Origin of the sequence: Chryseobacterium cucumeris, assembly GCF_016775705.1 — a bacterium.
GTDB classification, from domain to species: domain Bacteria; phylum Bacteroidota; class Bacteroidia; order Flavobacteriales; family Weeksellaceae; genus Chryseobacterium; species Chryseobacterium cupriresistens.
This window is the reverse complement of record NZ_CP068760.1, coordinates 2,765,892-2,792,383: the sequence shown is the minus strand read 5'-3', so window position 1 is coordinate 2,792,383 and position 26,492 is coordinate 2,765,892. Positions and strand designations below refer to the sequence as shown.

General features: G+C 35.3%; 21 protein-coding genes. 12 read left to right on the top strand and 9 right to left on the bottom strand.

What is annotated here, in order from left to right; translation table 11 throughout:
* Positions 1-103 precede the first annotated feature (103 nt).
* Positions 104-3,103 (top strand): reprolysin-like metallopeptidase, encoded by a 3,000-nt coding sequence (locus JNG87_RS12515; protein ID WP_202838729.1) that lies wholly within the window; start codon positions 104-106, stop codon positions 3,101-3,103.
* Positions 3,104-3,457: 354 nt separating this feature from the next.
* Positions 3,458-4,693, top strand: a complete 1,236-nt coding sequence (locus JNG87_RS12510) for a PKD domain-containing protein (RefSeq protein ID WP_202838728.1) — start codon at positions 3,458-3,460, stop codon at positions 4,691-4,693.
* Between the two features lie 242 nt (positions 4,694-4,935).
* On the opposite strand, the gene JNG87_RS12505 is transcribed toward JNG87_RS12510, so the two are convergent.
* Entirely contained in the window at positions 4,936-5,265 is a 330-nt protein-coding gene (locus JNG87_RS12505; RefSeq protein WP_202838727.1) for a helix-turn-helix domain-containing protein, read from the bottom strand.
* Between the two features lie 248 nt (positions 5,266-5,513).
* Positions 5,514-6,938, bottom strand: coding sequence for a helix-turn-helix transcriptional regulator (locus JNG87_RS12500; RefSeq protein ID WP_202838726.1), 1,425 nt, complete (start codon positions 6,936-6,938; stop codon positions 5,514-5,516).
* A 685-nt stretch (positions 6,939-7,623) separates the two neighbouring features.
* Here JNG87_RS12500 and JNG87_RS12495 point away from each other — a divergent pair.
* The 6 genes from JNG87_RS12495 to JNG87_RS12470 all read left to right on the top strand — a co-directional run bounded on the left by JNG87_RS12495 (position 7,624) and on the right by JNG87_RS12470 (position 12,958).
* On the top strand, positions 7,624-8,322 hold the full coding sequence (locus JNG87_RS12495) for a hypothetical protein (RefSeq protein ID WP_202838725.1): 699 nt from the start codon (positions 7,624-7,626) through the stop codon (positions 8,320-8,322).
* 91 nt (positions 8,323-8,413) lie between these two features.
* Positions 8,414-8,836 (top strand): transposase, encoded by a 423-nt coding sequence (locus tag JNG87_RS12490; RefSeq protein ID WP_202838724.1) that lies wholly within the window; start codon positions 8,414-8,416, stop codon positions 8,834-8,836.
* A gap of 558 nt (positions 8,837-9,394) precedes the next feature.
* The gene (locus JNG87_RS12485; protein WP_202838723.1) at positions 9,395-9,982 is read left to right on the top strand and encodes a TetR/AcrR family transcriptional regulator; all 588 of its coding nucleotides are present in this window, start codon (positions 9,395-9,397) and stop codon (positions 9,980-9,982) included.
* A 95-nt stretch (positions 9,983-10,077) separates the two neighbouring features.
* On the top strand, positions 10,078-10,884 hold the full coding sequence (locus tag JNG87_RS12480; protein ID WP_202838722.1) for an SDR family NAD(P)-dependent oxidoreductase: 807 nt from the start codon (positions 10,078-10,080) through the stop codon (positions 10,882-10,884).
* A 274-nt stretch (positions 10,885-11,158) separates the two neighbouring features.
* Entirely contained in the window at positions 11,159-12,457 is a 1,299-nt protein-coding gene (locus tag JNG87_RS12475; protein ID WP_202838721.1) for an epoxide hydrolase family protein, read from the top strand.
* A 42-nt stretch (positions 12,458-12,499) separates the two neighbouring features.
* A complete protein-coding gene (locus JNG87_RS12470; protein ID WP_227944362.1) occupies positions 12,500-12,958 on the top strand; it encodes an organic hydroperoxide resistance protein in 459 nt (152 codons plus the stop codon).
* A 113-nt stretch (positions 12,959-13,071) separates the two neighbouring features.
* Here the strand turns inward: JNG87_RS12470 and JNG87_RS12465 are convergent, their stop codons facing one another.
* Both JNG87_RS12465 and JNG87_RS12460 read right to left on the bottom strand, forming a co-directional pair.
* Positions 13,072-14,871 (bottom strand): hypothetical protein, encoded by a 1,800-nt coding sequence (locus JNG87_RS12465; RefSeq protein ID WP_202838720.1) that lies wholly within the window; start codon positions 14,869-14,871, stop codon positions 13,072-13,074.
* A gap of 122 nt (positions 14,872-14,993) precedes the next feature.
* Complete coding sequence (locus JNG87_RS12460) at positions 14,994-15,401, bottom strand: 5-fold beta-flower protein (RefSeq protein ID WP_202838719.1); 408 nt, start codon at positions 15,399-15,401, stop codon at positions 14,994-14,996.
* Positions 15,402-15,547: 146 nt separating this feature from the next.
* On the opposite strand from JNG87_RS12460, the gene JNG87_RS12455 reads away from it, so the two are divergent.
* From JNG87_RS12455 to JNG87_RS12445, 3 genes are all read left to right on the top strand, one after another.
* A complete protein-coding gene (locus tag JNG87_RS12455) occupies positions 15,548-16,033 on the top strand; it encodes a hypothetical protein (RefSeq protein ID WP_202838718.1) in 486 nt (161 codons plus the stop codon).
* 2,024 nt (positions 16,034-18,057) lie between these two features.
* Positions 18,058-18,411: a hypothetical protein gene (locus tag JNG87_RS12450; RefSeq protein WP_202838717.1), complete on the top strand. Its 354-nt coding sequence runs from the start codon at positions 18,058-18,060 to the stop codon at positions 18,409-18,411.
* Positions 18,412-18,422: 11 nt separating this feature from the next.
* The gene (locus JNG87_RS12445) at positions 18,423-19,061 is read left to right on the top strand and encodes a response regulator transcription factor (RefSeq protein ID WP_137906118.1); all 639 of its coding nucleotides are present in this window, start codon (positions 18,423-18,425) and stop codon (positions 19,059-19,061) included.
* Positions 19,062-19,181: 120 nt separating this feature from the next.
* Here JNG87_RS12445 and JNG87_RS12440 read toward each other — a convergent pair whose 3' ends face one another.
* From JNG87_RS12440 to JNG87_RS12420, 5 genes are all read right to left on the bottom strand, one after another.
* Positions 19,182-20,318 carry a hypothetical protein gene (locus JNG87_RS12440; RefSeq protein ID WP_202838716.1) on the bottom strand — a complete coding sequence of 379 codons (1,137 nt, stop codon included), beginning with the start codon at positions 20,316-20,318 and terminating at the stop codon, positions 19,182-19,184.
* A gap of 610 nt (positions 20,319-20,928) precedes the next feature.
* Complete coding sequence (locus tag JNG87_RS12435) at positions 20,929-21,849, bottom strand: pentapeptide repeat-containing protein (protein WP_202838715.1); 921 nt, start codon at positions 21,847-21,849, stop codon at positions 20,929-20,931.
* A gap of 177 nt (positions 21,850-22,026) precedes the next feature.
* Entirely contained in the window at positions 22,027-22,623 is a 597-nt protein-coding gene (locus JNG87_RS12430) for a Crp/Fnr family transcriptional regulator (protein WP_202838714.1), read from the bottom strand.
* 856 nt (positions 22,624-23,479) lie between these two features.
* Positions 23,480-24,490: an NAD-dependent epimerase/dehydratase family protein gene (locus JNG87_RS12425; protein ID WP_202838713.1), complete on the bottom strand. Its 1,011-nt coding sequence runs from the start codon at positions 24,488-24,490 to the stop codon at positions 23,480-23,482.
* Between the two features lie 64 nt (positions 24,491-24,554).
* Positions 24,555-25,130, bottom strand: a complete 576-nt coding sequence (locus JNG87_RS12420; RefSeq protein WP_202838712.1) for a Crp/Fnr family transcriptional regulator — start codon at positions 25,128-25,130, stop codon at positions 24,555-24,557.
* 332 nt (positions 25,131-25,462) lie between these two features.
* Here JNG87_RS12420 and JNG87_RS12415 point away from each other — a divergent pair, with 332 nt between their 5' ends.
* The gene (locus JNG87_RS12415; protein ID WP_137906123.1) at positions 25,463-26,476 is read left to right on the top strand and encodes a terpene synthase family protein; all 1,014 of its coding nucleotides are present in this window, start codon (positions 25,463-25,465) and stop codon (positions 26,474-26,476) included.
* Positions 26,477-26,492: the final 16 nt, after the last annotated feature.

The window sequence follows — 26,492 nt, the reverse complement described above, 5'->3', positions numbered from 1 at the left end:
CGCAAAATATAATTGTTTGTAATACAAAATTAGCAATTACTTTTGAATACTCGAATTTTATATTCATTTTTCGAATACCACTATTAAATACCTAATTTTTAAAATGAGAAAAACTCTATTATCATTATTTTTGATATCAGGCTTCTGTCTTTCCAATGCTCAAAGGTGGGAAACCTCTTCACAAAAAGTGTCTGAGATCAGAAGAGAGGTAAAAATCAAGTATGCTTACAAAACTGATATTAATGCATTAATACAGTTATTAAAAAACGCTGAGGAGACCGGCGCCAATGCAAGAGCAGTAACGATTCAATTACCAACGGCAGAAGGAACCATAGAAAAGTTTGCGGTGTACAGCAATCCTGTGATGGAAAAATCCTTGGCTGAAAAATATGGATTAGGATCTTATGTAGGAGTGGGAATTGACGACCCCTCCAAATATGTAAGATTCAGTACATCCCCTACAGAAATACAGTCAATGATTATTAAAGAGGGTATCTTCCAGTTTATAGAACCTGTCACAACGGATAAAAATACCTATGGAGTATTCTATAAAACCGAAAGAACAGAGTCTGAGCATGGCTTTAGCTGCAGTATGGAAGGCAAAAAGGAACTGGACATCAAATCTTTAAAGAATTCCGGAAAAAATAAACTTGCCGGAATCAATATTACCGGAAGACCTGCAGCCTCAAGATACAGAACCTATAGACTTGCCTTGTCTGCAACGGGTGAATATACTACTCATTTCGGAGGGATGGCAGGAGCTGTTGCCCAGATGAATGCTACTATGACTCGTGTCAATGGTGTTTTTGAAAAAGAATTTGCAATCCATCTTACCATACAAAATTTCCCCAATATCATCTATGCCAATCCGGCCAATGATCCATACACCAATGATTTGAACGGGCAGCTTCAACAAACCTTAACTGCTCAGGTAGGCAATGCCAATTATGATATAGGACATGTCTTTAATGCCGCCGGAGGAAATGGAAATGCAGGATGCATAGGATGTATATGTACCAACCCTACCGCAGCAGAACCGTTAGGTAAAGGTTCTGCGTTTACACAAAATCAGAATCCTGTGGGAGACACCTTTGATATTGATTATGTAGCTCATGAAATTGGACATCAGCTTGGAGGTAACCACACTTTTTCTACAGTTACTGAAAGCTCAGATGTCAATATAGAACCGGGAGGAGGAACAACCATTATGGCCTATGCAGGGATCACAGCCAATAATGTTCAGATGAACAGTGATGCCTATTTCCACTATTCGTCCATCAATCAAATCCTTAACAACCTTGAAGGTAAAGTTGGGTGCGGCGTAGCTGAAAATATTGCCAATAATGCACCAGCTATTACCCCGCTGATTTCCTATACTATTCCCAAAGGTACAGCCTACTACCTGGATGCCAATGCAGTAGATGCCAACGGGGATCAGTTTACCTATAACTGGGAACAGTATGACAGCGTAGGCTCTACAAGCTCAATCTCAGGAGACAGCGGCTGGGGATTCAATCCTGAAGGTTCACTTACCCGTTCTTTTCCTGCAGTGGCTTCGGGAAGAAGATATTTCCCTAGCCTGCCTGTTGTAATGAGTGGTAAACTGACGAATAAAGACACATGGGAAACAGTTTCATACATTCCCAGAGTATTACATTACGCGGTAACAGTACGTGATAATAACCCGAACAGACCTTTAACGATTTCTGCAGAAAATACAGTAACCGTTGGAAATGACGGACCTTTCAAATTCAAAGGATTAACTCCTTCTACTACGTTGTATAATAATGCTTCCAATACCATTTCCTGGGATGTTGCCAATACCAACCTTGCTCCCTATAATGCTGCCAATGTAAAGATTGAATATACAACCGATCTGGTTAACGGATCAGCATGGACAGAACTGGTGGCTTCAACGCCTAATGACGGAAGTTTTGAAATACAGATGCCTGCTGCGCTTCAGGGAAATATTAAACTGCGAATTTCAGCAGTAGGAAATATATTTTATGCCGTTTCTCCTACACTGACCGTAGGAAATGCTCCCGCTTCTTTAAATAATCCACCAACGGGACTTACTGCGTTCGATAATGATATATTAAAAAACTCAGCAACTGTTTCATGGAACCATGTACCGGGAGCAACCTATTCCGTGAATTACAGGAAAGCAGGAACAGCAAACTGGTCCAATGCTGCCAGCCCGGTTAATTCAGTATTCCTGAATAACCTTGAAGATGAAACTTCTTATGAAGTTCGGGTTGCATCAGTAATTAATAATGTTCCCGGAGCATTTTCACCAGTGTATAATTTTAAAACCAAAGGATTACGTACCGGATATGATTACTGCCTGATGACTACAGGAGGAAACACTACAATCAGTCCGTATTTCAGTGGAATATTAAGAGTGACTTTAGCCAATGTGGATTTAGCTGGAAATGGGACAACCGTTCAGCACGCTTATAAAGATTATTCGGAAGACCCTGCCAAACTGATTCAGCTTACTCAGGGTGCGCAATATAATATGAACTATATTGTGTATGCTAACCGTGCTGGAGGAAACTATCAGGATTGGGTACAGGCATGGATTGATTACAACAGAAACGGAGTATTTGAAGCTTCAGAAAAAATTGGGATTAACGGCGCAGCTCCGGATGCCAATAAAAGACATCAGGGAAGTTTTGCATTTACAGTTCCGGCCAATGCTTACAATGGTGAAAAAACATTAAGAATGAGAGTAGCCAGCGGATTTTTCAATGCTTCAGCTGATGCATGTGCAAGTCCTTTCGTAGATGCCAATGGTGATCTTTTCTCCCGTGGTTCGGTATGGGATTTTTCTGTAAAGATCAATGCAGCACTAGGAGTTAAGGAGTCCGTTCAGTCATCTTCTGATCTTGAAATCTACCCTAATCCTGCGGATACATTTGTAGAGGTAAAAAATCTGAAAGGTAAAGCTGATTACAAAATTTACAGTGCAGACGGAAGACTTGTTCAGGAAGGAAAACCGGACGGAAAAAGAATCAGTGTTGCCTCATTGATCAAAGGAGTGTATGTGATCATGATAAAAGATGATAAGGCGACTTATCATACAAAACTAATCAAGAAATAGTTGTAATAATTAGTGTACCGTGTACCTGTAGGTTATACGTGATGCCTGCAGGTACTTTTCTAAGTCAATTAAAAAAAATAAACCCAGTCATTAACTCATAGTAAATCAAAATCTCTAACAAAGTAAATAAACTAACATTTTCATTTTAAACACCTTTTAATGCAGTACCTGCAGTATAGATTGGGTTTCCTGCAGGTACTTTTAAAAGGTTTAATAATTAAAAAACGGATAAAGAAAAATATATAGCTCTATATTGATAAAAAAACATTTTTAATCATCGTTTGTGTTGTGTACCTGCATGATAAGTGGTTTTCTGCAGGTACCTTTTTTAAATAACTCTCAAAAAAATACTCTATGATAAAAAAACTACTCTTTCTTATATGTACTGGTTTTTCAGTGTTATCATTCTGCCAGTCTGATGAGGTTCTGTTTATAGGAAACAGCGTCACCTATTTTAATGACATGCCTGAAATTTTTAAAAATATAGCGGCTTCAAAAGGGAAAAATCTATCTGTAACAACACATACTCCCGGAGGAACCGGATTTGTGAATCATGTAAATGATGCTTCATTGTATCAAAAGATAAGATCTAAAAACTATAAATACGTGATCATGCAGCCCGGAACTGCGGAATCTGCAGGTCATTCTTACCCTGTTTCTGTAACCGCTGAACGCGGCCGTAAAATCAGGGATTCTATTCGTAAATACAGTCCTTGTTCTAAGATTTTTCTGTATGAAATTCCGTATGGAGTACCCTCTGCGAATGAATACAATACCTATTTCGCTTTTCAGCAGAAAATTAAGGATTCCATTACAAAGATGTCTAACCTGATGCAGGTGGAAATGGTTCCTGCCGGAGAATCTGCAAGACATTACTACAATTCTTCCCAGGATCTGGCTCTTCACGGGTCTTATAACGATATTCATCCAGGGCCTAAAGGAAGTTATCTTGTAGCAGCTTCTATGTATTCTGCGATTTTTCAGGATCATGTTTTTCCGTCCACTTTTTATAACGGACTGCCTCAAAACACAGCTGAAAATTTTCAGAATATTGCAGATCTTGTTTTTTTTAATAATCCGCCACAATGGAACAGTAACGCGTTTCATCTTCATTCGGATTTTATAGCAGGAATTAATGGAACAACTGTAAATTTCACCAATCATTCCGCCAATTACACATCTGTATCATGGAACTTTGGTGATGGCATCACTGATTCATCATTGAACCCTGTGCATCAATATACTGCACCGGGAAGTTATACAATCTCGCTTACGGTCATGAAAAATTCATGTGCTGAAACTTTCAGTAAAACAATTACTATTTGTTCTCTGGGGACTGCGGATATGAAGGTACAGCCTGAGCTTACATTTTACCCTAATCCTGTGAAAGATTTCTGTCATATCAAAAGTAAAGAGAAAATAAAGGACATTATGGTTTATGATATGGCTCAAAGAAAGCTTTCTGACTGGAAAAACCTTCATACTTATGATATACAATTAGATTTTTCAACTTATAGTAAAGGCGTTTACATGATCAGCATTCTCTATGAAAACGATCGTAGGGAAAGCATTAAAATCATGGTCAAATAAATGCGAAAAGAGAACTCGTCTGAGTTCTTTTTTTGTTGTATTATGAGGTAATCCATTTACAAAAGACTATCCTGCAACCACTTTTTCTGCATATACCACTCCTTCATAGCAGGCATTGTAAATTGCGTTCAATCTTCTAAAACAGGAAGCAAATGTACCATTAACATAGAGATATAAAACGATGGTCTGCAAGGATATCTTTCTCCATAAATTGGTTTTTCACTTTTGAAACACACAAGATATTACAGGAGAAACAGTTTTTTCCACCTGGCAATGGTATTCCTGCTCAATTTAAAATATCTTGCTAATTCAGCATTATTCAGTTTATTATTTTTCTGATAGCTTAGAATTTCCAGAATTGCGGTTTTATCATAGGAACGATGTCTTTGATTGGCAAATTCGGTTTGTTTATTGGCTTTAGGAAAAAGAATATTGTTAATGGTAATTACATCTTTTACTGAAAATGCTGGTTTTGACAATATAGATTCACATTCTTGTTTTTTTGCAGGGTATTTCAGACGTACAAGGTCTTCATATATCCTTTTATAATCGGGAGATTCGGGTTTGTGCATAGATTCTTTATTCTTAATCAAAAATCCCCGGAAAGGGGGCCGAAGTGCGGCTGGTCTCCGGCCAATAATAACTAAACATACTTCGCCACAAAAACTATATTTTAATAAAAAATTCCGAACAGATCGATTTTCTTTATTGTTATAATTCTCTTACAGCACAAATTTGCTTTATTCTCCTTTCGTCTCAAAAAAAAACAGATATGACACAGGTATTACAGTGAATTAATCCCGGTACAAATCCACTAAAATTATCTCAAATTAAGCATCCAGAGATAAATATCCTCATCTGACGAGATTCCCAATCTTTTGCGTAAACGGTTCTTTCTTGTCTGTACAGACTGAGGCTGAACAAAAGTATATGCTGCAATATCTTTGGTGGAAAAATTCAGAAACAACATGGCACAAAACTTGAGCTCAGTACTTTGCAGTTGAGGTTCAATTTTCATCAGTTTGGGTACAAATTCAGGATAAACCTCCTGAAAACGGGTAAGGAATTCCGGATCATTATTTTTTGCCAGTTGTATCACCTCTTCAAAAGCTATATTTAATTTTTGATTAAGCTCCTTCGTTTCTATTTCCCTGACATTTAACATCTTATTCTTCTTTTTTATTCTTTTATTAATCATAAAGAAAATAACTGCCAAAATTCCAATCCCTCCAATCATGATATAGAGCAAAAGATGATTTTCATTTTTCAGATTTTTTTGTTTTTCTTCCACAAGAAGATCTACTGTATCTTTCAGATTATTATCGTCTATCTTTTTTAAACTGTCATTGAGTCTGCTGTATTTAAGCTCATATTTATTTTCATTATCAATCTGCCCGGTTTTTTCGTATGATCTGGATATTAATCCGTACAACTCTGATAATTTTCTGAAGTTTTTTGCTTTTGCAGCAAGCACTATGGCCTTTTCATAATTGACAATAGCTGCATCATATTGCTTTCTCGCATCACAAATTTGCCCTAAAAGCTTATATGTTGCAAAATCATTATTCCCCCAGTCAACAGCTATAGACTGGGCAGATTTTATATAATACTCCGCAGAATCAATTTTATTTTCATTAAGTTTTGCTTCGGATAAAAGGAGCATGGCTGCTTTCAGACTGGTATTCATCCCCGTATCCATTTTTTTTGATTTTTTCAATTCATCAACAATTTTCTTTCCATAGTAGGTAACAGAGTCGTACATTTTTTTCTCAAGATAATTTCTCCCTACCTGAACCAGAATCATTCCCTTAATAGCATGCCTGGTAGAATCATTTTTTAAATCATCCGCCATTGTCAGATTCTTTTTCAACTTTTTTAACGATTCATCATACATTTTAATTCCTCTGTAATTGATGCTGTATAATATATTCATGGAAATTTCCTGATCTTCAGCATTCGAGTTTTTGAACTCAGGTTCCATCATTTTTAAATAATAATTGCTTTTATTATACCTGTATTGCATGGAAAAAGCCAGTGCCAGATTATAATATGCAGATAATTTTCCTTCCGCATAATTAATATGTTTGGCATCATCCAGTATTGAAAGATTCAATGTAATCATATCATCTGTCTGGCCATCAATAAGAAGAGCATTAGACTCCTCCAGCCTTTTATCAATAGTTGCTGTGGTAATTTTAGGCTGTGCAAACAGCAGTAACGGGAAAAACAAAATAATAAATTTCATAGTGTATCAAATATGTGTAATATATATATGCATGTAACATGTATAAAAGTAAAAATTTATTAATTTAAAATCAAAATAAGAATTTTAACCTAATAAAAATCAATACCAATAAAACTTAATATAGATCTTTCACATGCATCTTTACTTCTTTTCAGGGGCAATGATAAAATATTTGCAGAAAAAAATGCCCTATGGAGCCATTACATACCTATGACATTCAATAGTATTGATGCTTTAGCTTATTTTTCAAAGTTGTAATCTGATTCTTATTTGGGTCTCAAAGTATTCATCCTTATTCCCTGATCAAATGAAAGAAATCGTTGTGATAACAATTGGATAATAAATTTTTAATTTCTGCAATTAAACCCACTTATAAATATGAATACAGCGAACATCTTGAGCCTGATTCTATTCCTTATACTCATACAACACAGACTCATTAATTCCCATTAAAAGTATAATACAGTGAACAATTTTAAGACATCTATACTTTTTCATTTAAAAAAATAAAATACTCATTACCAATCAATTACAACAATGTCATAGCTATGTCATAGGTGAAATTTTGTACAACATAAAGCCTGGAATGTAATATTGCATCAACAAACTTATCCATCTGATTTCCAACAAATCCCGGTTACGATCAATGGATCATGAGTTCAAAACAAAAAAAATATATACATCTATGAAAAAATTTTTATTAGCCACAGCTTTACTAGCTTTTTTGAATGTGTATTCACAGGTTGGTATGAATACTACAAGCCCCAGTGCTACAGTTGATGTAGTGAGTAAAGGAAACACCAATGCAACAAAAGCTTTAGAAATTAATGACAGTACCAATAAGGAACTTCTAAGTGTATCTGATGATGGATCAGTGCGCCTGGAAAATTATAAAAACTTCAGTTTATTAGGCACTGATGTTAATGGTAACCTGGTGAATGGGACAACAGCAAGTATTCCTTCTATTGTAGGAATTGCCACAGGGATTGCGTCAACCAGTGACCTTTCCGCCAATACGGAAGCTAAATATAATTTTACTGTGAACAAAATTAATTCTGCAAATCTATCATATAGCTCAGGTAACTTTACCGTATTGAAAGCAGGATATTATGGTATTTCGCTTTATACAAAAAAAGATGTCAGTATGAACTCTCCTACAACCGGAGGAACAGTACAAACCTTTATAAAGAAAACTGTTGGAGCTGCTACAACTGAACTCTCAGTAAATCAAAATGGCTTAACGGATAATGTTTCTTTTGAAGCCAATACTATAGGTGTAACAGCATATTTTAATGTTGGTGACATAATAAGCTGCAGAGGTAATTACACAAGACCTCACAGACTAACTACAGCTTCATTGAGCATTGTATATTATGGTACCTAATCAATTTTCTTTATAGAATACTTTATTTTTAAACTATAAAAGCCACTTTTAAAACCCTCACAAAAGTGGTTTTTATCCTAATCCGTTGATTATGCTTTTTAAAGACATTCACATTGGTGCGCTAATACAAAAACGGGTACAGGAAACCGGATTCTCTTCAGACAGGCTCATGAAATTCATGCAATGCAGCTGTGAAGAACTGTCTGAGATGTACAAAAGCAAGTCATTGGATGCAGAGGTACTCCTTAAATGGAGCAAGCTACTGACTTATGATTTCTTTAGAATTTATTCCCAACATCTGCTGCTGTATTCACCTCCCCTATCTTCAGATTATTATCAAAAATCAAAACAGGAAAAAACGCAGCTTCCGGAGTTCAGAAAAAATATCTATACTATAGAGATGATTGATTTTATTCTTGAGCTTTTAAAAACAAATGAAAAAACAAAACAGCAAATTATAGAGGAATACAGAATTCCCAAAACTACTTTATACAAATGGATCAGAAAATACTAACCTTATTTATCCATGATCATTAATGAAAAATTTTACTTTGATGCCTGCATCTGATCTCCCTCTGGAAAGTGTATGTCCATCCTTTATTTTTCACAAATTTCCGATTCTATTAACACAGATAAAAAATATAAGATTTATTAAAAACTTCAGCATTACATGTACTTCAGAAATATAATCAGGACCATCAAAAGCAGCAGAAACTCTCAATGATTGAGAGTTTTTTTCTGCAGTTCAATTTTTAATAATCTGCCTTTGCTATTTCAAGCTTATTGTTTTCGCTTGTTTGCTATATAGTGAAGTTTGAAGGAAGTCCTAGTTGCTGATAAAGTTCGCGCAAAGTACGTACATTCAGGTTACCGTTTACGTTTGCATTCGATTTCGGATAAATTTAGAAATTTGATTAAGTATAGCCACTGTAAAGATGAAAATTATATTCCAGCAATTTCCTTTCTATCAGTAAATTGAAACAGATTTTCAATAATTTTTCATAAAAAAATCAAATAAAATTTGTTTTTATGACCAATCGGTCATATATTTGCTTCATTATTCAGTATGATCATGGCAAAAGGGGAAGAAACCAGACAGTTCATTATAGAAAAAGCAGCACCTATTTTTAATACAAAAGGGATTGCAGCTACTTCTATGAGTGATATTATGGAGGCCACCAAGTTGTCCAAAGGCAGTATGTACGTTCATTTTGAAAATAAAGAAGTACTTGCCTGTGCCGCTGTTGAGCACAACATGCAAATGCTGACGGAAAGACTTCAAAGAAATTTAAGCCAATACAAAACTTACAAAGAACAGTTATTTGCTTATATTGATTTTTTCAGTGATCCCAATCACCCTCCGGTAGTTGGCGGATGTCCCCTATTAAACTTTGGAACAGAAGCTGACGATACCAATCCGGTGGTTAAAGGAAAGGTAAACCGTGGCATACAACAGGGAGAAAAACTGATTTCCGGTATTATAGAAAAAGGAATTGCCAATAAAGAGTTCAGAGCAGAATGGGACGCGGAAGATTTTGCAACAGTTTTGTTTGCAATGCTTGAGGGTGGGCACTTAATGTCAAGAATGGCTGGCAATAATGATAAAATGATCACTATTGGAAACAGCCTGAAAAAAATTATAAAGGAAAATACGGTATAATTTTTTTTATTCAAAATATGACCGATCGGTCATTTAAATTAAAAACAATATTGCATAAAAATTATAATCACAACAATCAATTAAAAAACAAAACAATGTCAAAAGCAGTTTTAATTACGGGTGCATCAAAAGGTTTCGGAAAAGCATGGGCAGAAGCTTTTTTAGCAAAGGGATACAAAGTGGCAGCAACAGCCAGAAATGTGGAAACACTTCATGATTTAAAAGAAAAATATGGAGATTCCGTATTGGCTTTACCCTTAGATGTAGATAAAAGAGAGGAATCATTAGCAATTGTTCAGAAAGTACACCAACACTTCGGCAGCATTGATATCCTGATCAATAATGCAGGATATGCATTAACTGGTGCAGTGGAAGAAACCAACGAACAGGAAGCAAGAGCACAGTTTGAAACGAATTTCTTTGGAACTTTATGGCTTACACAGGCGGTACTTCCTATCATGAGAGATCAGAAAAGCGGCCATATCATTCAGGTGTCTTCTATTTTGGGATTAGCTACGCTACCAACCATGGGGCTTTACAATGCTTCCAAATTTGCTGTTGAAGGGTTAAGTGAAACTCTGGCCACAGAAGTAAAAGAATTTGGAATCAATGTAACGTTGGTAGAACCTAATGGCTACGCTTCCAATATCTGGCATACAGGAATTAATACACAAAGTAATCCGGTTTACGACAACGTTAAAAAAGCGTTCTCGGAATCCGAAACATCTTTCGGAAGCGTTGAAGCGACAGCACCGGCCTTGATAAAGTTAGCAGAAACTGAAAATCCTCCACTGCGTTTATTACTCGGAAAAGTAGCGCTTCCATTTGTAAAACAGAATTACGAACAGCGCCTAAAGGTTTGGGAAGAATGGAATGATGTATCTGTAGAAGCCCACGGATAATTTCCAAAAATGCATCAACAAAATAAGCTCCGTTATAGTAAAACGGAGCTTATTTTTTATCTTTTTTTAGGCCGGCAACTCTCCCTTTTTCCGTAGCAACACTTCTCCTCTGTCTCCCTATTGATAACTTTTTCCTGTTCACCATCTGAAATGTCTGTTTCGCTGTGAAATATGGCTATTTGAACACATTACTCGTTTCCCAGGCGTATCTCAGGGTATAATTTTGTCTCATCAAAAAAGAAAAAACAGATTTAAAATCTAATACAGCAAAACAATGAAAACAACAATTTCAACAATCCTGTTAGCAGCAACTTTTATCTTAGGTACGCCTGCTATTTCTAAAGCGCAAAAAATTGAGACTGCTACTCTATCATCAAAAAATGATACCAGTATCCGGCCTTTTCACATCAGTGTCCCGCAATCTCAGCTGGATGATCTTAAAAAAAGGATTTCCGAAACCCGATTCCCGGATAAGGAAACAGTGAAAGATGCTTCCCAGGGCATTCAGCTTGAACAGTTAAAAGAGCTGATCACCTATTGGGGCAATGGGTACGACTGGAGAAAGGTGGAAGATAAGCTGAATTCACTTCCCCAATTTGTAACTAAAATTGACGGACTTGATATCCAGTTTATCCATGTACGTTCAAAGGAGTCTAATGCAATGCCTGTGATCCTTACCCATGGCTGGCCGGGTTCTCCACTGGAGTTTATCAATACAATAGATCCATTAACAGATCCTGTTAAATACGGAGGAAAAGCAGGTGATGCCTTTGATGTGATTATACCAGCTATTCCGGGATATGGTTTTTCAGAGATTCCTACTGAGCCTGGCTGGAACCCGGACCGTGTTGCCCGCGCATGGGATGTACTGATGAAAAGACTCGGTTACAAAAAGTATGTTTCTGAAGGTGGCGACCATGGTTCCGTTATTTCTGATGCATTAGCAAAACAGGCTCCTTCTGGCCTTTTAGGAATCCACCTTACCATGCCGGCTACTATTCCTGCCGAACTTGTAAAACCGATCAATGCCGGTGATCCCGCCCCGTCAGGACTTTCTGTCTCGGAAGCAAAAGCATACAATGCAATGAGTACATTCTTTGGAAGAAATGCAGCTTACGGAGGAATGATGGTAACACGTCCACAGACAACAGGATATCTGCTTTCTGATTCTCCAACAGCCTTAGCAGCATTCCTTTACGAAAAAATTGCAGAATGGAGTGAAAGTGATCTTCATCCCGAGAATGTCATTGGCCGTGATGCTATCCTCGATGATATTACCCTTTACTGGCTTACCAATACGGGAGCGTCTTCTTCACGTTTTTATTGGGAAAATAACAAGAATAATTTCAGTGCCGAGGCGCAGAAGACGAAAGACATTAAAGTTCCTGTAGCTATTTCGGTATTCCCTCATGAGATTTACCAGGCTCCGGAAAGCTGGTCGAAGCAGGCGTATCCTACTTTATATTATTATCATAAAGCCTCAAAAGGCGGCCATTTTGCAGCCTGGGAACAGCCGCAGGTCTTTACGGAAGAGCTTAGAGCCGCTTTCAAAGAGTTAAGAAAAAAACTTTAACAATATCAATCAACAATATCGTTTAATCTAAATAATAAAAATATGGAATTAAATACCATTCAGGAAGTAGAAAATACAACAGTAATCAATATCAGTAAAGTGTTGTATTCCGGTAATGTCATCGTAACCGGAGGCCGTAACGGAGAAGCAAAAAGCAGTGACGGAAAGTTAGATATTGAATTAACCTCTCCCGGTTCAAAAGGAAACGGAACCAATCCGGAACAGCTATTGGCAGCAGGATGGTCAGCATGTTTTATCGGAGCTATGCATTTGGGTGCTTCAAAAACTGGAATTACTCTTCCTCAGGACTTATCTGTCAATACCTCTGTAGACCTTGCCACCAATGACGACGGATTTTTCCTGCAGGCTCACCTACAAATCCTTCTGCCAGGCCTTGCAATAGATGAAGCCAGAAAAGTTGTGGAGACGGCTCATGCGACATGTCCTTATTCAAAAGCAACCCGCGGAAATATTAATGTAAAGATCGATGTAGTGGTGTAGTTTTCAGAATGTTTATCTCATTTTGATCAAAGCCTTCCCTGCCCAAAGCAAGGAAGGTTTCTTTTGCTGAGATCGGTTTGAAAAAGATAATCCGGATGTAAGGGTCTGTTATATTAATTTCCAAAATTGACAAAATGAGGAACATCCGTGGCAAAGCTGTTCAATGGTAAAAGATTATTCCTGTTACTGTTAAAATCAAAAACAGAATTATTATCAAAAGGAACACGCGGATAATACATGAAAGAAATCTGAATCCTGTTGAAAACCAGATAAGGATTATTAATTAAAACACCTATCCCGATTTTTGTGTTGGCCTTAGTTTTAAACAGCTTATCATCAGGCATTCCGAGCCAGCCCACTGCAGTTGTTAAATAAGGACTGAAGTGAAAATTCTTCCAGGTTTTATTAATAAACAACTGAAGCTGATACCTCAGCACTATTTTTTTTGTCCCGATATAATCAGAATTATAAACAGGGAACTCGTCTGTAGAAGAAAGGTTGATCCTATCCTTATACGAATAATTATGCTGTGGATTTCCCAATGCCAGAGTTGGAGAGAAGAAATGTCTTGCTTTGGCAAATTTCCAGTCCATGAGGTTTGTAAAATAAGTTCCGTCAAAACGGAAAGATTCTCTGTTCTGGCTGTCTTCATTAAAAAACCTTCCAAACTGTGCTTTCACCGTGAAATATCCCAGTTTTGTAAAACGTCCGTAAGATGCAGAAATTCCCACATACGGATTCACTTCTTTATTTCTTGATAATCCTCCGGCAATGACATTGACAGAATTACCATAAGCAATATCCTCCGGCAAATCATACTGGAAAATATTTTTCTGAACTGAGAAGTTTCTCTGAATAAATCCAACAGACATCAGGAAACTGTTGTAAGAACTGAAATATTGATACTGATCGATTCCGGGACTGTCTTTGTACTTGTAGTTCTGGAATCTTCCTATGATGGCAATATTGCTGGAAATTTTTTCACTAGGATCCGATGAAACCGGAATCTGATAACCTCCCCATAAATCCTGACTGTACACTTTGATCTGAACTTCCGGAAAAGTAGTATCCGTATTTATAGGAAGTAAAACTTTCCGCATAAAATATTCAAATGTAAAACCTCCCGCCCATTTCGTCAAAGGGGAGAAAAAGTCTCTTCTGAGGCTGAAATTAATTCTTTCATTTTTCGAAAAGTCCCGTTCTCCGAGAATCTGGGCATTGATATAGGTACCAAAAAGATTATGGGTAGTATAGCTGCCTAAAAGATAATCCTGCTTTTCTTTGGAATCGTTTCTGTAAAGAAAGTCCAGTGTGTGTCCCAGTCCCAGCACATTTTCTTCCGTAACTCCCAAACCGATTTTACTTCCGGAATAGCTGATTCTCGGCTTCAGACTCCAGGAATCCAATACCTTTACGACAACATCTATAGAATCTTTACTCGAAGTGCTGTCGGAAACTCTGATATTAACTCTGTTGATAAAAGGCATTGTTCTAAGCAAACGCTCTGATTCATAGAGCTTTTGGGCGTTATATTCTTCTCCTTCTTCAAAAAGCAAAAAATTATTGATTGTTGATCTTCTGGTACTGGAATGAAGGTGATCCTTTATCCAATCATACCATTTACCTATTTCCTTACTGTCATTAGAGCCATATCCAAAAGGGTCAATGGTTTCTATCCTCACATTTCTGATAATTTTTTTGTTATAAGTATTTTGTAAAAGCTTTTCAGTATTGGACTTCACGGAAGTGGAATCCGGCTCTCTACGAAATATAAAGCGGTGAATGAATTTGGTAACTTTTCTCTTATCTGAAAATTCTTCTATTTTGTAATACAGCGAATCTTTCTTTTCCTGTGCATTTAAAAAGAAAAAACCACTTAAAAGGAAAATCAGAGTTACAGTCGTTCTAGCCATTAGTCATCAAAAATTCAATAAAGTTTGTTGTATCAATTTGCAAGCCAATAAGGGCTGATCATAGATAAAGAAACAATTTTTATGATAAAATAGTAAAAGCATGCCCTTAGCTCACGTTTTTTCTACAGTTTAAAAAAGAAATAAACCACTGCAACCCATTCTTTTTTTATACCATGAGCGTAGCCTATTATACTGCGGCTGGCATTTTCAACGGTTCCATCCTCTTTAATATATCCCAAAGTAGAGCGGCTGCTATTTTCTACTGTTCCGTCTTCCTTTACATAACCTACTGTGGAACGGTTTTTATTTTCAATGGTTCCGTCGTTTCTGATATAGCCAATTGTAGAACGGCTTCGGTCTTCAATAGTACCGTCACTCCTGATATAACCTACGGTGGAATGACTGCTGTTCTCAATCGTTCCATCACTTTTAATATATCCTAAGGTGCTTCGGCTGCCGGATTCGATGGTTTGTGCTTTTGTCAGTATCATGCCTGTTACTGAGACCATTAAAAATAGTATTTTTTTCATTTCTTTTTAATATTTTACCTCAGTATAAGTTAAGATTCTCTTTTCAATTTTCTAAATAATCTTAAAACTAATTTAAATCATAAAACAATGGCATCCAGTACAGCCATTTTTTTGTTATTTTTACTCATTATAAATAAAAATAATACATGAAAAAATTTGTACTTACGGGAATAGTTATGACAGGAGGCTTTCTAACAGCTAAAGCACAGTGTAAGCCGGTGGCCTCTCTTGCAGAAAGTTTTGATACCTGGAAAGATATTCATAAATGCTGGACTGCTCAATCCGGGAAAGCAATGCTTTATGCAAGTGACAAAAGAATTATATTCTACTCCATGAGCAATCCGGGAGAAAATATGTATCTGGTAACTCCCGAAATTAAAGCCGGAACCTATACGCTGTCTCTTGACCTTTCCGATAACGGAGGAGAAACAACATTAGAACTTTTCTCAGTAGATAATCCTTCTGATGTAAAAACCTATACGGCAATTACCAAACCTTCCAAAATAACAGGAGAGAAAAAAGCATTTACGGTTTCTTTGAAGAAAGATTCACATTTAGGATTGAAAGTTCTGCTGAATGGAGTGCATCAGGCTGTTTATCTGGATAACCTGTCCCTGCAGGCGAAGAAATAAATTGGCGTAAAGCTTACACATCAATACAAGGTTATACCTTCTGTTTTAAGAAAACTAAAACAGTTTTTTAAGTTTATATTCAAATGCAAAAACTTAGAGTGAAATTTTCACTCTAAGTTTTTCTGTTTCCGGTTTTTAAGAATGCAGTAATTACCCTACAATATTCTATCATTAATATCAAAAAGCTATTAACTTTTTCATGCTGTGGAAAATTAATAAAAAAGAGTATCTCCGCAGATATACTCTTAAAAAAACTCAGAAAAAAAACGAAGCTATATGCTCTAATTACTTTAGGTGATCAATCTGGCAGATTATATTATGAACATACGTTTCCATCTTGTGACAGTATTTCGGCTTAATCTAAAATGCCTGGCTAGCTGACTATTATTTAGTTTATGTTTTTTTTGATAAGTAAGCATTTCAAAAATAGTCTCTTTATTATAGGATTTGAATTTTTGGTTTTCGGATATCCTGTCAACAAAAATAATGTTATTAACTTTCAAAACATCTGATAAAGACATGGATTCTTTTGACAGATATCGCTTTACATTTTCCCATTTATCAGGGCATTTGGACTTTATGAAATCATGGTAAATCTTTTTATAATCAGGGCCTGTATTTATTGTCTGTATTTGCTTATCCATTTATTCAATGTTGACTTGGGAATTCCGTAGTGATTCGTGATTTCTACGAAGTTTTCTGTTTATCTTCTAAAAGTTCCAGTATATAGTCTATGGTTTCTTTGGTATATAAACTTTCCTGAACCGGGTCAGTTTAAATTGTACTCCATTTTTATTTTAACTGGTAATGCGGAGCATATCATATTAAATGATAGGAATAGAAACGAAAAAATCATATTTCAATCATTTTGAACATTCTAGGAGTAAACTCACATCTAATGATTTCTCAGAATACATTTCCGTAATCTCATTTTCTGCTGAATCTGTACTCAAAAACCAACATTTTATAAAAAGTAAGTTCCTGATCTATTCTTCATTAAATTGTTGGATATATCTTTTAAAAGCTGATTGATTTCATTCTCACTACAAAACGTAATATCAATATTTTTTCTTAATATTCTTCCTGAAGAATTCAAAAAAAGAAGGATTAAATATTTTCTAAAAGTCTGTTCCTTTATTTCTATTCTTACAATTTTCTTTTGCGCCGTTTCTAAAACCAAACTTTTTCCTCTGTTTGAAGGCCATTGATAGCTTTTGATGGAAATTATCTTTCCGGAATGCTCATATTCGAATATAAACCGGTTTTTTAACAGTCCATATACAAGCACCAATAAAGCTGTTAAGGAAAAAAATTCTATAGCAAAAATGTATTTCAAATACATGAGAATACCAATGTTCAAAAAAAGCAGCGACAATATAATTAACTGAACAAGCATATAACGGTCTACTCTTTTCTTATTATCTATTTTCATTACCCTTCAATGATTAAAATTGTCTATTCTTATTTATTTTCTCTGTATATATTTCTGATTTCAGATGCAGAATATTGCTATTCCATTCATTCTGCCAGCTTGTAAAAAAGTACCGGTTGAACTCCCAAAAAAGCATTGCTATCAAAAATGTAATTTTTATAATTTTAATCAGACTTAGCTTTCTATTTACATTCATTCACTTATTGCCTATTTTTATTCTTTAAGGTAAAGCGACATCATTCATAATTTAATCAAGTAAAACATGCTATTCATTTAAAAATAAGCGTTAAAATATCTCATAAATGTGAAATATTAATAGAAATTTCATTTAAAAAATTTGAGAATTGATTTAACTTTTAATTATTAGTAAGCATTAAAATTATTGACACAAATGTCTGATAATCTATACGAAGCATAAAATAATTACTGTAAAAATAGATTACTAATATTGTAATTTTTAATCTAGTCTTATGTAGTTTATAAACGACATTTAATTCTTTTAACAATGATTTATTTTCACTACATTTATAATAACTGAATCGAATAAACACAAATGTATCAACTATCCTTAATATATCATAAAGCAGTTATATTGCTGCTATTATTCTGGATACTGCTTTGCTATAGCCAGCAAACAGTTTCTGTATGGTATGACACAGATAATGGACTTCCACAGAATAGGGTAAAAGATATTATTAAAGGTAAATATGGATTTATATGGCTGAGTACAGAAAACGGTTTAGTACGCTGTGATGGATACAATTCTATAACGTATAATTATCTTAATCTTAAAGACAATAGTGCTTCTGTATTTTTTGGAAATATTGAAAAAGATTCCATTTATAATTTTATTGCTTACACTGAAAATATAGTATCCATTACAGCTCAAAAGCTTCACGAGGCTGATGAATATGATCGTTATAAACGACAATATCAATTAAAATAAAAAACAAAAAGATGAATAGAAAAATTATTATTGCAGATGATCACTTAGTAGTAAGATTAGGTACTACCCTGATTTTGGAATCCCACTACAAAGATGTAAAAATTTCCTGTGCAAAATCCTATATCGAGCTCACAGAAAAATTATATGCTGAGTCGTTTGACCTGCTGATTTTAGATATCAATATGCCGGAAAGCAAATATTTGAGTATGATTGGTGAAATAAAAACAATACAGCCCAATCTTAAAATCCTTGTTTTTTCGGTGTATGACAATGATGTTGCCGTACGATACATCATTGAAGGAGCTGATGGATACATTAATAAATTATCAGATGAAAATAACATCCTGGAAGCAGTTCACCAAATCTTTGAAACCGGAACTTATTACTCACCGGATATTGTAAAAAAGCTTGTTTCATCTGCTAAAAAAGATACTCCCATCAATCCACTTGAAACATTATCTGAAAGAGAAAAGGAAATATTTGATCTCCTGGTGAAAGGTTATGGGAATATTGAAATATCGAATGAACTCAACCTTCACCTTTCCACTGTGAGTACTTATAAAGCAAGAATTTATAAAAAGCTCAATATTAAAAATGCTGTGGATCTTGTAAGGCTGGGCGATAGAAACCAGATCCACAAACATAAATAAACGTCCCCATTATCAAAAAGATGGGCTGAAGTACGTATTGAGAGTATAAAAAAACGGAATAAATATTCCGCTTTTTTATACTCTATAATCTATCAGAATCGTAAAGTTATTATTACAATTTTAGTAATGCTTTTTTGATTTAATTTTCTTCTGTAATTTTTGAGTCAAGGTAAGTAGCTCATTAATTTGTTCTCTTTGAGAGTCAATTTGTTTTTGCTGTTCTATGACATGTAAATACAGTTCTTCTACTTTTTCCAGAGTTTGGGTTGATAATCGGGTAATATCAAAAGAATATCCATCTTTCGTTTTCTCTAACTCTTTAATAGAAGTTACCCCGGGCAAATGCTTATTATCCTGAATAAACTTTTCTGTATCATAAATAGTTGAAAATTTATAATTTGAATTCATATTTGAAATCCCGTTAAAATACTGATCAAATACATAATCCGGATAAGTAGCTGTTGTTGTAGCAATGCTTCCATTTACTTTTAATCTTTCCGATCCGAATGTGATACCGCTATTATATCCTATGCCCAATTTCTGATGAATAAAAAAATTCCCATCCGGTTCTATGGTTGACTGTACTGTTCCTCGATCTCCCGCCACCGGAGCTGTCACAAAATCAATACCTGAGGGAGTATTTGTATAACCGGTCCCAATAGAAAGTACCGTACTGTTGCCTGTAGCAGAAATCTGTGCTGCCGAGTCAGTATCACAATAAATAAATAATGAGTAATTGCCACCATTGGAAAAACCCATTGAAGATCTTGTTCCCGTTCCTGAATCCTGTATAATCCCAAGACCGGAACTGTTATTAATGGTTGTAGTCTGTTGATTCTCAAATTTCAGATCTTTTCCATTCTGGGAAACCGTTCTGGTATTGGTAAGTGTACCATCTGCATTATAAATATTATTATAGATCAGTTTTTGCCATACTGTACCATCAAAATAATAATACCCGATACTGTCGATATTCGTTCTAGGTCCGGTATTATTACCTGTTGAGATATCTGTTATATATATCAATGCTCCTTTTTGATCAGCTCCATAAAGAGAATCCCCTTTGGCAGAAAGCTGTGCTCGGGTAAGCCTCGGCGCCTGAAGTCCGTCAATATCAGCAACCCCTAGTTTTCCATTAACATCCAATGTGGAATTAGGTGTTGTAGTATTCACCCCTACACCTGTGGTCTGTGCAAAAATATCAGAAGAAGCTGTTAACAAGGCTACCGTTAATAAAGTTGTTAAATTTTTTCTCATTGCTTTTATATTAGTGTTTAAACTTTTTTTGAAGTGAATAGATATGAGGCCAGCAAGTAAATATGATCTTATATCAACTTGTGCATTCATAGCACAAATAAAAAAAATATCACTTTACTTAAAATTGGAATAGAAAAAAACGGCTTTTTGCTTAAGGATAAACAAAAAGAATAAAAATTTTATAGAGCCTTTACAACCTGAGATAAATGTATTGTTCTACATATAGCTTTTGGGGAGTACTTTAGAGAGTTTAAATATATTTTTATTGTTCTTTCATTTGTATTTCATCATTACTGACTTAAATAATTCTTTTATTTTTTAAGGATTGAACTACTTTATTTTAATGATGGTACAAATTTAATACACGAGAGCTGAAAAATTTATTTGCTCCATGTAAAAACAAATTGCCGGTCTTGTAATATTATATCTTGTTTCTGTAGTTTAAAAATTACATTTCCAGAATTTAAATGAATATTTCTACCAATGCTCTGTGAAAAAATTTTTAAATAAAATTATAGTTTTCTCACAGAAACTTTCAAAAATAAAACAGAAAACAGGACATCATCAATATGAGATGTCCTGTTTTCTGTTGAATATGGCAATGGATTATTTAAATAATGGTGACTTCAGACAAATCAGCTCCCAGGCCTTTGAGGGAAGCAAATGTTAGTTTATCCATCTTTACATTGTCAAAGTGGATCGTTTTAATAGCACGATAATACTTATTGGTGAGAGAAAAAGAAGGAATGAAAGATACATTATTTAATATTGAATCCTTAAAAGTAACGCCTTCCAATGAAACCCTGTCAAATCTTACCCCAATGAAAGTAAGATCCTCCAGAGACATTTCCCGTATATCACAATATTTAAAATGTACACCATCAAAAGTACATTTCTGGAACACTGTGTCTTTAAGATCAATCATTCTCAGTTTTACATCTTTCATTGTTAAATCAGTAAATTTAACTTTCCCCAGACCAATTCTATTGAATTCTGTCCGGATAAGAATAGCCTTATTAAAATCTGACCCTGCCAGATCAAGTGTGGAGAAGCTGCAGTCTGTCAGGTTCGTTTCTTCAAAATTGGAATCACGCACATCGCTGGTTTTGAATAGGCTTCCGGTAAGATCAGCCCCGGAAAAATCCGATCCAGACAGTGAATTGGCTACAAATTTGGTATGATGTGCAGTAACGCCTGCAAAGTCTGTTTGTGAAAGATTGCTGCCTTTGAATGTGTTAAGCTGCTCTGGTATATCAGCCTGATCAAACGGTGCTGAGTTTTCTATTGGGCCAATACTCTTAAGACCTGCTCTTTCATTTTGAGATGGGTAATTTTCTGAAAAATAGTTGAGATCAACATCTAAAATATCAGCAAGCTGGTTGATGGTTAGGATATCCGGAACAGATTCTCCCCTTTCCCATTTTCCAACGGCTTGCGGACTAATATAGATGAGCTGGGCAAGCTGGGCCTGAGACATATTTTTTTCTTTTCGGGCCATCGCTATTTTATTGCCTAATATCTTCGTATCCATAATTGATAAGTTTTTTATTTCATTTAACGATACAAAGATAATCAGTGCACCACCCGGATATCTTATATTAATGAATACTTTGAGTTGTTTTACCGCTATTTATAGTTGTATTTAACAACCAGTAGTTGTTATATAGGACATCTGTAGTATAACTGCTGAGAATACTGTTCTAAATGATCAGTACAAAATCCGTCGTCCATCAAGTTTAAGAAGTTTATCCGCAGCCATCTTTTTAATGGTCCGTATTACGGTTTCAACACGTAAACCCGTTAAATTGGCAATCTGCTGTCTGGTAAGCGGGACCTGATAAGGATAAGATTTTTGCTTTAATGAATTTTCCTTGTAATAATCCAGTAAAGATTTTATTTTTGGTACCGGGTCTGTGGCTGAATTACTAAACAGTATTACATATTTATAAAAAAGCCGGTCGGAAAGATAACGAAACATGGTAAAAACCAACTCCATATTTTCACTCAATATATTCAAAAAGTTGGATTTTGGTAATCTGATAATTTTGCAATCGGTTCGGGCAACGGCATTCATCGGGTAATTCTTATCTCCAAAAAGCAGAGACTCTCCGAAGCTTTGACCTTCAAAAATAATGTTCAGGGTAAATTCCTTACCATCTTCATGATAATTATTTAATTCTACTGTTCCCGTAACAATCTGGAAATAATAATGGGGAATACCTCCCATTTCATAAATAGTTTCCTTTGCGGGATAATTTTCGTAAACTGCTCCGTTTTCGAGCAAAAGATTTTCATCGATAATCATATTATTCAATTTTTTGGTTATAGTTACGAATGAATATCTCAATAAAACAGGCAGTCTTTTAAGTGCAAGTTTTAAACAACTCAGATTGATTTTTTATCTCTGAAGGAATAAAAATCATAGTTGCTGAACATTATTTCGTAATTTTCAACTCCGAATAGCTATCTAATTTATTTTCCCCGACCCATATGAATTAAGGCTGGTAGCAATAAGGTAAAGTTTGAGGTATAGAAAATATTGGTATTCGCATGTAAGCGTTACAGTATAGTTATATTGGGAATACAGTATCTCCCTTTGTAACGCTGTGGGGAATATTCGACATAATCATAGGGGAATAATGCAGTTATGCATTAACTGGCAATACAACAATATTATTAGCCATAGAACCGTGATAATCGTTTTTTAATGGTAACAATAATCTATTATTTCGGTCGTTGAATACATCTTTCAAAAGGTAATAATATGCTCCTTTTCTGCCATTTGATGAAAATAAGTTCCTAACAACTGATGATAATTTTAGTTTAGGTTTGCTGTTCTTATTTCTTATTTTCTTTTATCTTATTATTACAAATGTAGAAGAATAATAGTATTTATCTTATGATGCTGATCATATAAAATAAACTAAGGATTAACCATTTTTCATGCAGCCGGATTGCATTGAACTTTCACCATTACAAAACGGTCGATTTTGGCCAAAAAACTTGAATTTGAAGAAAATACATTCACATTAACAATACATTAAAAATAAAAGATGGAAAAGTATTTAAAAAATACCTCCTCCATCTAAGTTAACAATACAAGTTACTCTTTTCCCAACATTTTTTTAAATAGATTGAATTTCTGTCATCGGAACTGGTGATCACAGCAAATTTTTATGCTCCATCAGATACGACAAAGCTTCTCTTACGGCCTGTTCGGGATTTTTCGGATTAAAACCCAATTCATTTCTGGCTTTGGAAATATCAAAATTCTGTTGTAGTCCTGAAAACATTGCAATATCCTTTGTAGTTAATACAGGAGGTTTCCCACTAATTTTGGCTGAAAGTTCCATTAATCCGGCAATGGTATAGAGGACAAATTTAGGAACAGAACCCGGCACTTTGATTTTCAGTTCAGGATAAAGCTTTTGAGCTAATCTGGTAGTGTTGGTAATAGTCATACATTTTTCATTAGCTAAGATATATCGTTCTCCTGAGCGTCCTTTCCGAGCAGCAAGGTAACATCCTTCGGCAACATCTTTTACATCTACCCAATTAAGGGTTATTTGGGTATCCATTGGTATTTGTTTATTTAAAATTAACTTCAGTACACCATAGGACACATTCAAAGGAAGAAATGCTTCGCCACCTATCATTGCTCCCGGCATTACGGACACCAGTTCTATTCCTAATTCTTCAGCGAGTTGAAAAGCCAGTTTCTCACCATCGTTTTTCGAATTATAATACATATCGCGACGGTCAGGATTATACCCATTACTTTCTTTAGCAGGAAGATGGGTGTAATCCAAAGCTGCAATGGAACTTACATAAACGATTCTTTTCACGCCCGCTTCAGCAGCAGCTTCAATCGTATTTCGGGTTCCGTTCATATTGACATCGTAGATTTCCTTTTTTGGATCTTTAGCCCACAATTTAAATGATGCACCTACAGCATAAAATGTATGAACCCCTTGAAGAGCCTTAACAAAGGAAACTTTGTCCGTAATGTCAGCCTGAACTACTTCGCAGTTCAGATCCTTGAAACATTCTTTATTTTGGATGCTGCGAACGGAGGCCCTAACATGAAATCCTTCTTTTATAAGTAATCTTACCAGATTATTGCCCAGATGGCCGTTCGCACCTGATACCAATACTAAGTTTTTGCGTGTCATATCTTTTGATTTTAAATGATAATGCAAATTTCACTCATGCCCATTCAAAATCAATTCACAAATGTTACCTAATAATTTGCTTGCGGATACGGCTCAAACTTTTAGGATTCATCCCTAAAAAAGAAGCGATATACTGCATCGGGACATTGTGCAGAATTTCAGGATTTTCTGTTATCAACTTTAAATAACGCTTTTCAGCAGTCAATGTTGCAACATCCCTTGCCCGTTTTTCATTGTAGGACAAGGATTGCTGAAATACCAAAAAACTGAAATCCTTAAATGCAGGACTCTGGTGGATAAGCAGGTCGAGATCAGCTTTTGTGATGCGTAAAAGCTCACATTCGGTAATACACTCGAGATTTTCTTCAGATTTATTCTGATTGACAAAGTTGGTATATGATGTAATGAAGCCAGGAGGACAGTTGATATGTGTGGTTATCTCATCTCCTTTATCATTGTAATGAAACAGCCGCACAAAACCTGAAACCACAAAATACAGGTACTTTGGTATTTTTTCTTCTTCCTCAATTATTCTGTTTTTTGGATACAATACAGGTTCGAAATACCGATTACAAAGCTCTCTTTCTGAATCTGAGAGTTTTACATTTTTTGAAATAAGTTGGTTCAGCTGATTGTGCATAGCATTACAAAAATATAAACTTCCGGGTTAAAATCCACTATCATCTGAAATTGGCTACTTTCCAACAAGAGGATCTGTTACCAGTTTATTTACCTCTAATGGAATTGATTCCCACACTAATTAAATGATCTCTCAGTAATTTTTTAAATAAAATTACAGTTTAATTATAATTAATTTGTAACTTCATTTCATTATTTATGATTGTATCTTTTTGATATACAGCTGGTTTTACTGTATATCATTTTTTGGGCAAAGCTTATCATTTTTTATGATATCCTCTATTGAGTTAAAAAATGATAAACTAAAAAATAAACCATTAAAAACATATAATCATGAGTAATGAAAATTTTAACACGCTTGAACTGCTTCACAGAAAGTTCAGATACCCGTTTCCCACTTTAAAAAATCCTTATGCAGATCAATTGCAGGAAATAACAGAGCATCAATGGATCGACGGAGAATATCTCTGGCTCTATGAAAAAAATCCTGATGTCCGCAGGAAATACAAAAAAACAAAAACGGCCCACATTGCAGCGCAGTGGTTTCCTACCGCATCAGCCGAACGATTTAAACCTATTTGCAGGCTTATGCTCTGGACTTTGTACAATGATGATCTATATGAGGAAAGTGAACCTGATGACATCGATTATGTGCATTTGCAATCAATTGCAATTCTGAATGGTGAACTCAGTGCGGCACAGTCTCCAATTCCCTTAGGTTCAATGCTGGGCTCATTAAGGCAGGAACTGCAGCAGTTCATTCCACAGGAATCAATTTCCCGGTTCACACAAATGATCAGCAGGTACTTTAATGGATTAAAAACAGAGGTGCAGTATAAAAAAAATAAAACATTCCCAACAATCACCGAGTGTATTGCCCTGAGAGAAGATTCTATATGCCTGTATCCTTTTCTGCAGCTTACAGAAGTTGAAACCGGAGTCATTCTGCCTCCTGAAATTCATGCCCATCCGGTTATTCGTCGTCTACAGGCATTAGCGTGCCATCTGGTAACGTTTTTCAATGAAGTACAGTCTGTAATGAAAGATGAAGCCACAGAGAGTATTTATTACAATATTGTGAAAGTGATACAGCACGAACGCCAAATGTCTTTGAAAGAAGCCTGTCTGGAGGATCTGCGTCTCCATAATGAAGACCTGAAAGAGTTTATCACCTTACAGGCTTCTCTTCCGGATTTTGGAGAATGGCAGGATGCCGTAGTCAACTGGGTGCATTATATGAGTATGGTATTAAGCGGCTGGAAAAATATTTCTACCAAATTAGCCCGTTATAATGCCATGGAATTTCCGGATGCAGAAGAGATGAAAAACAAATTAAATCAGATATAAACAAGCTGTAAAAAAG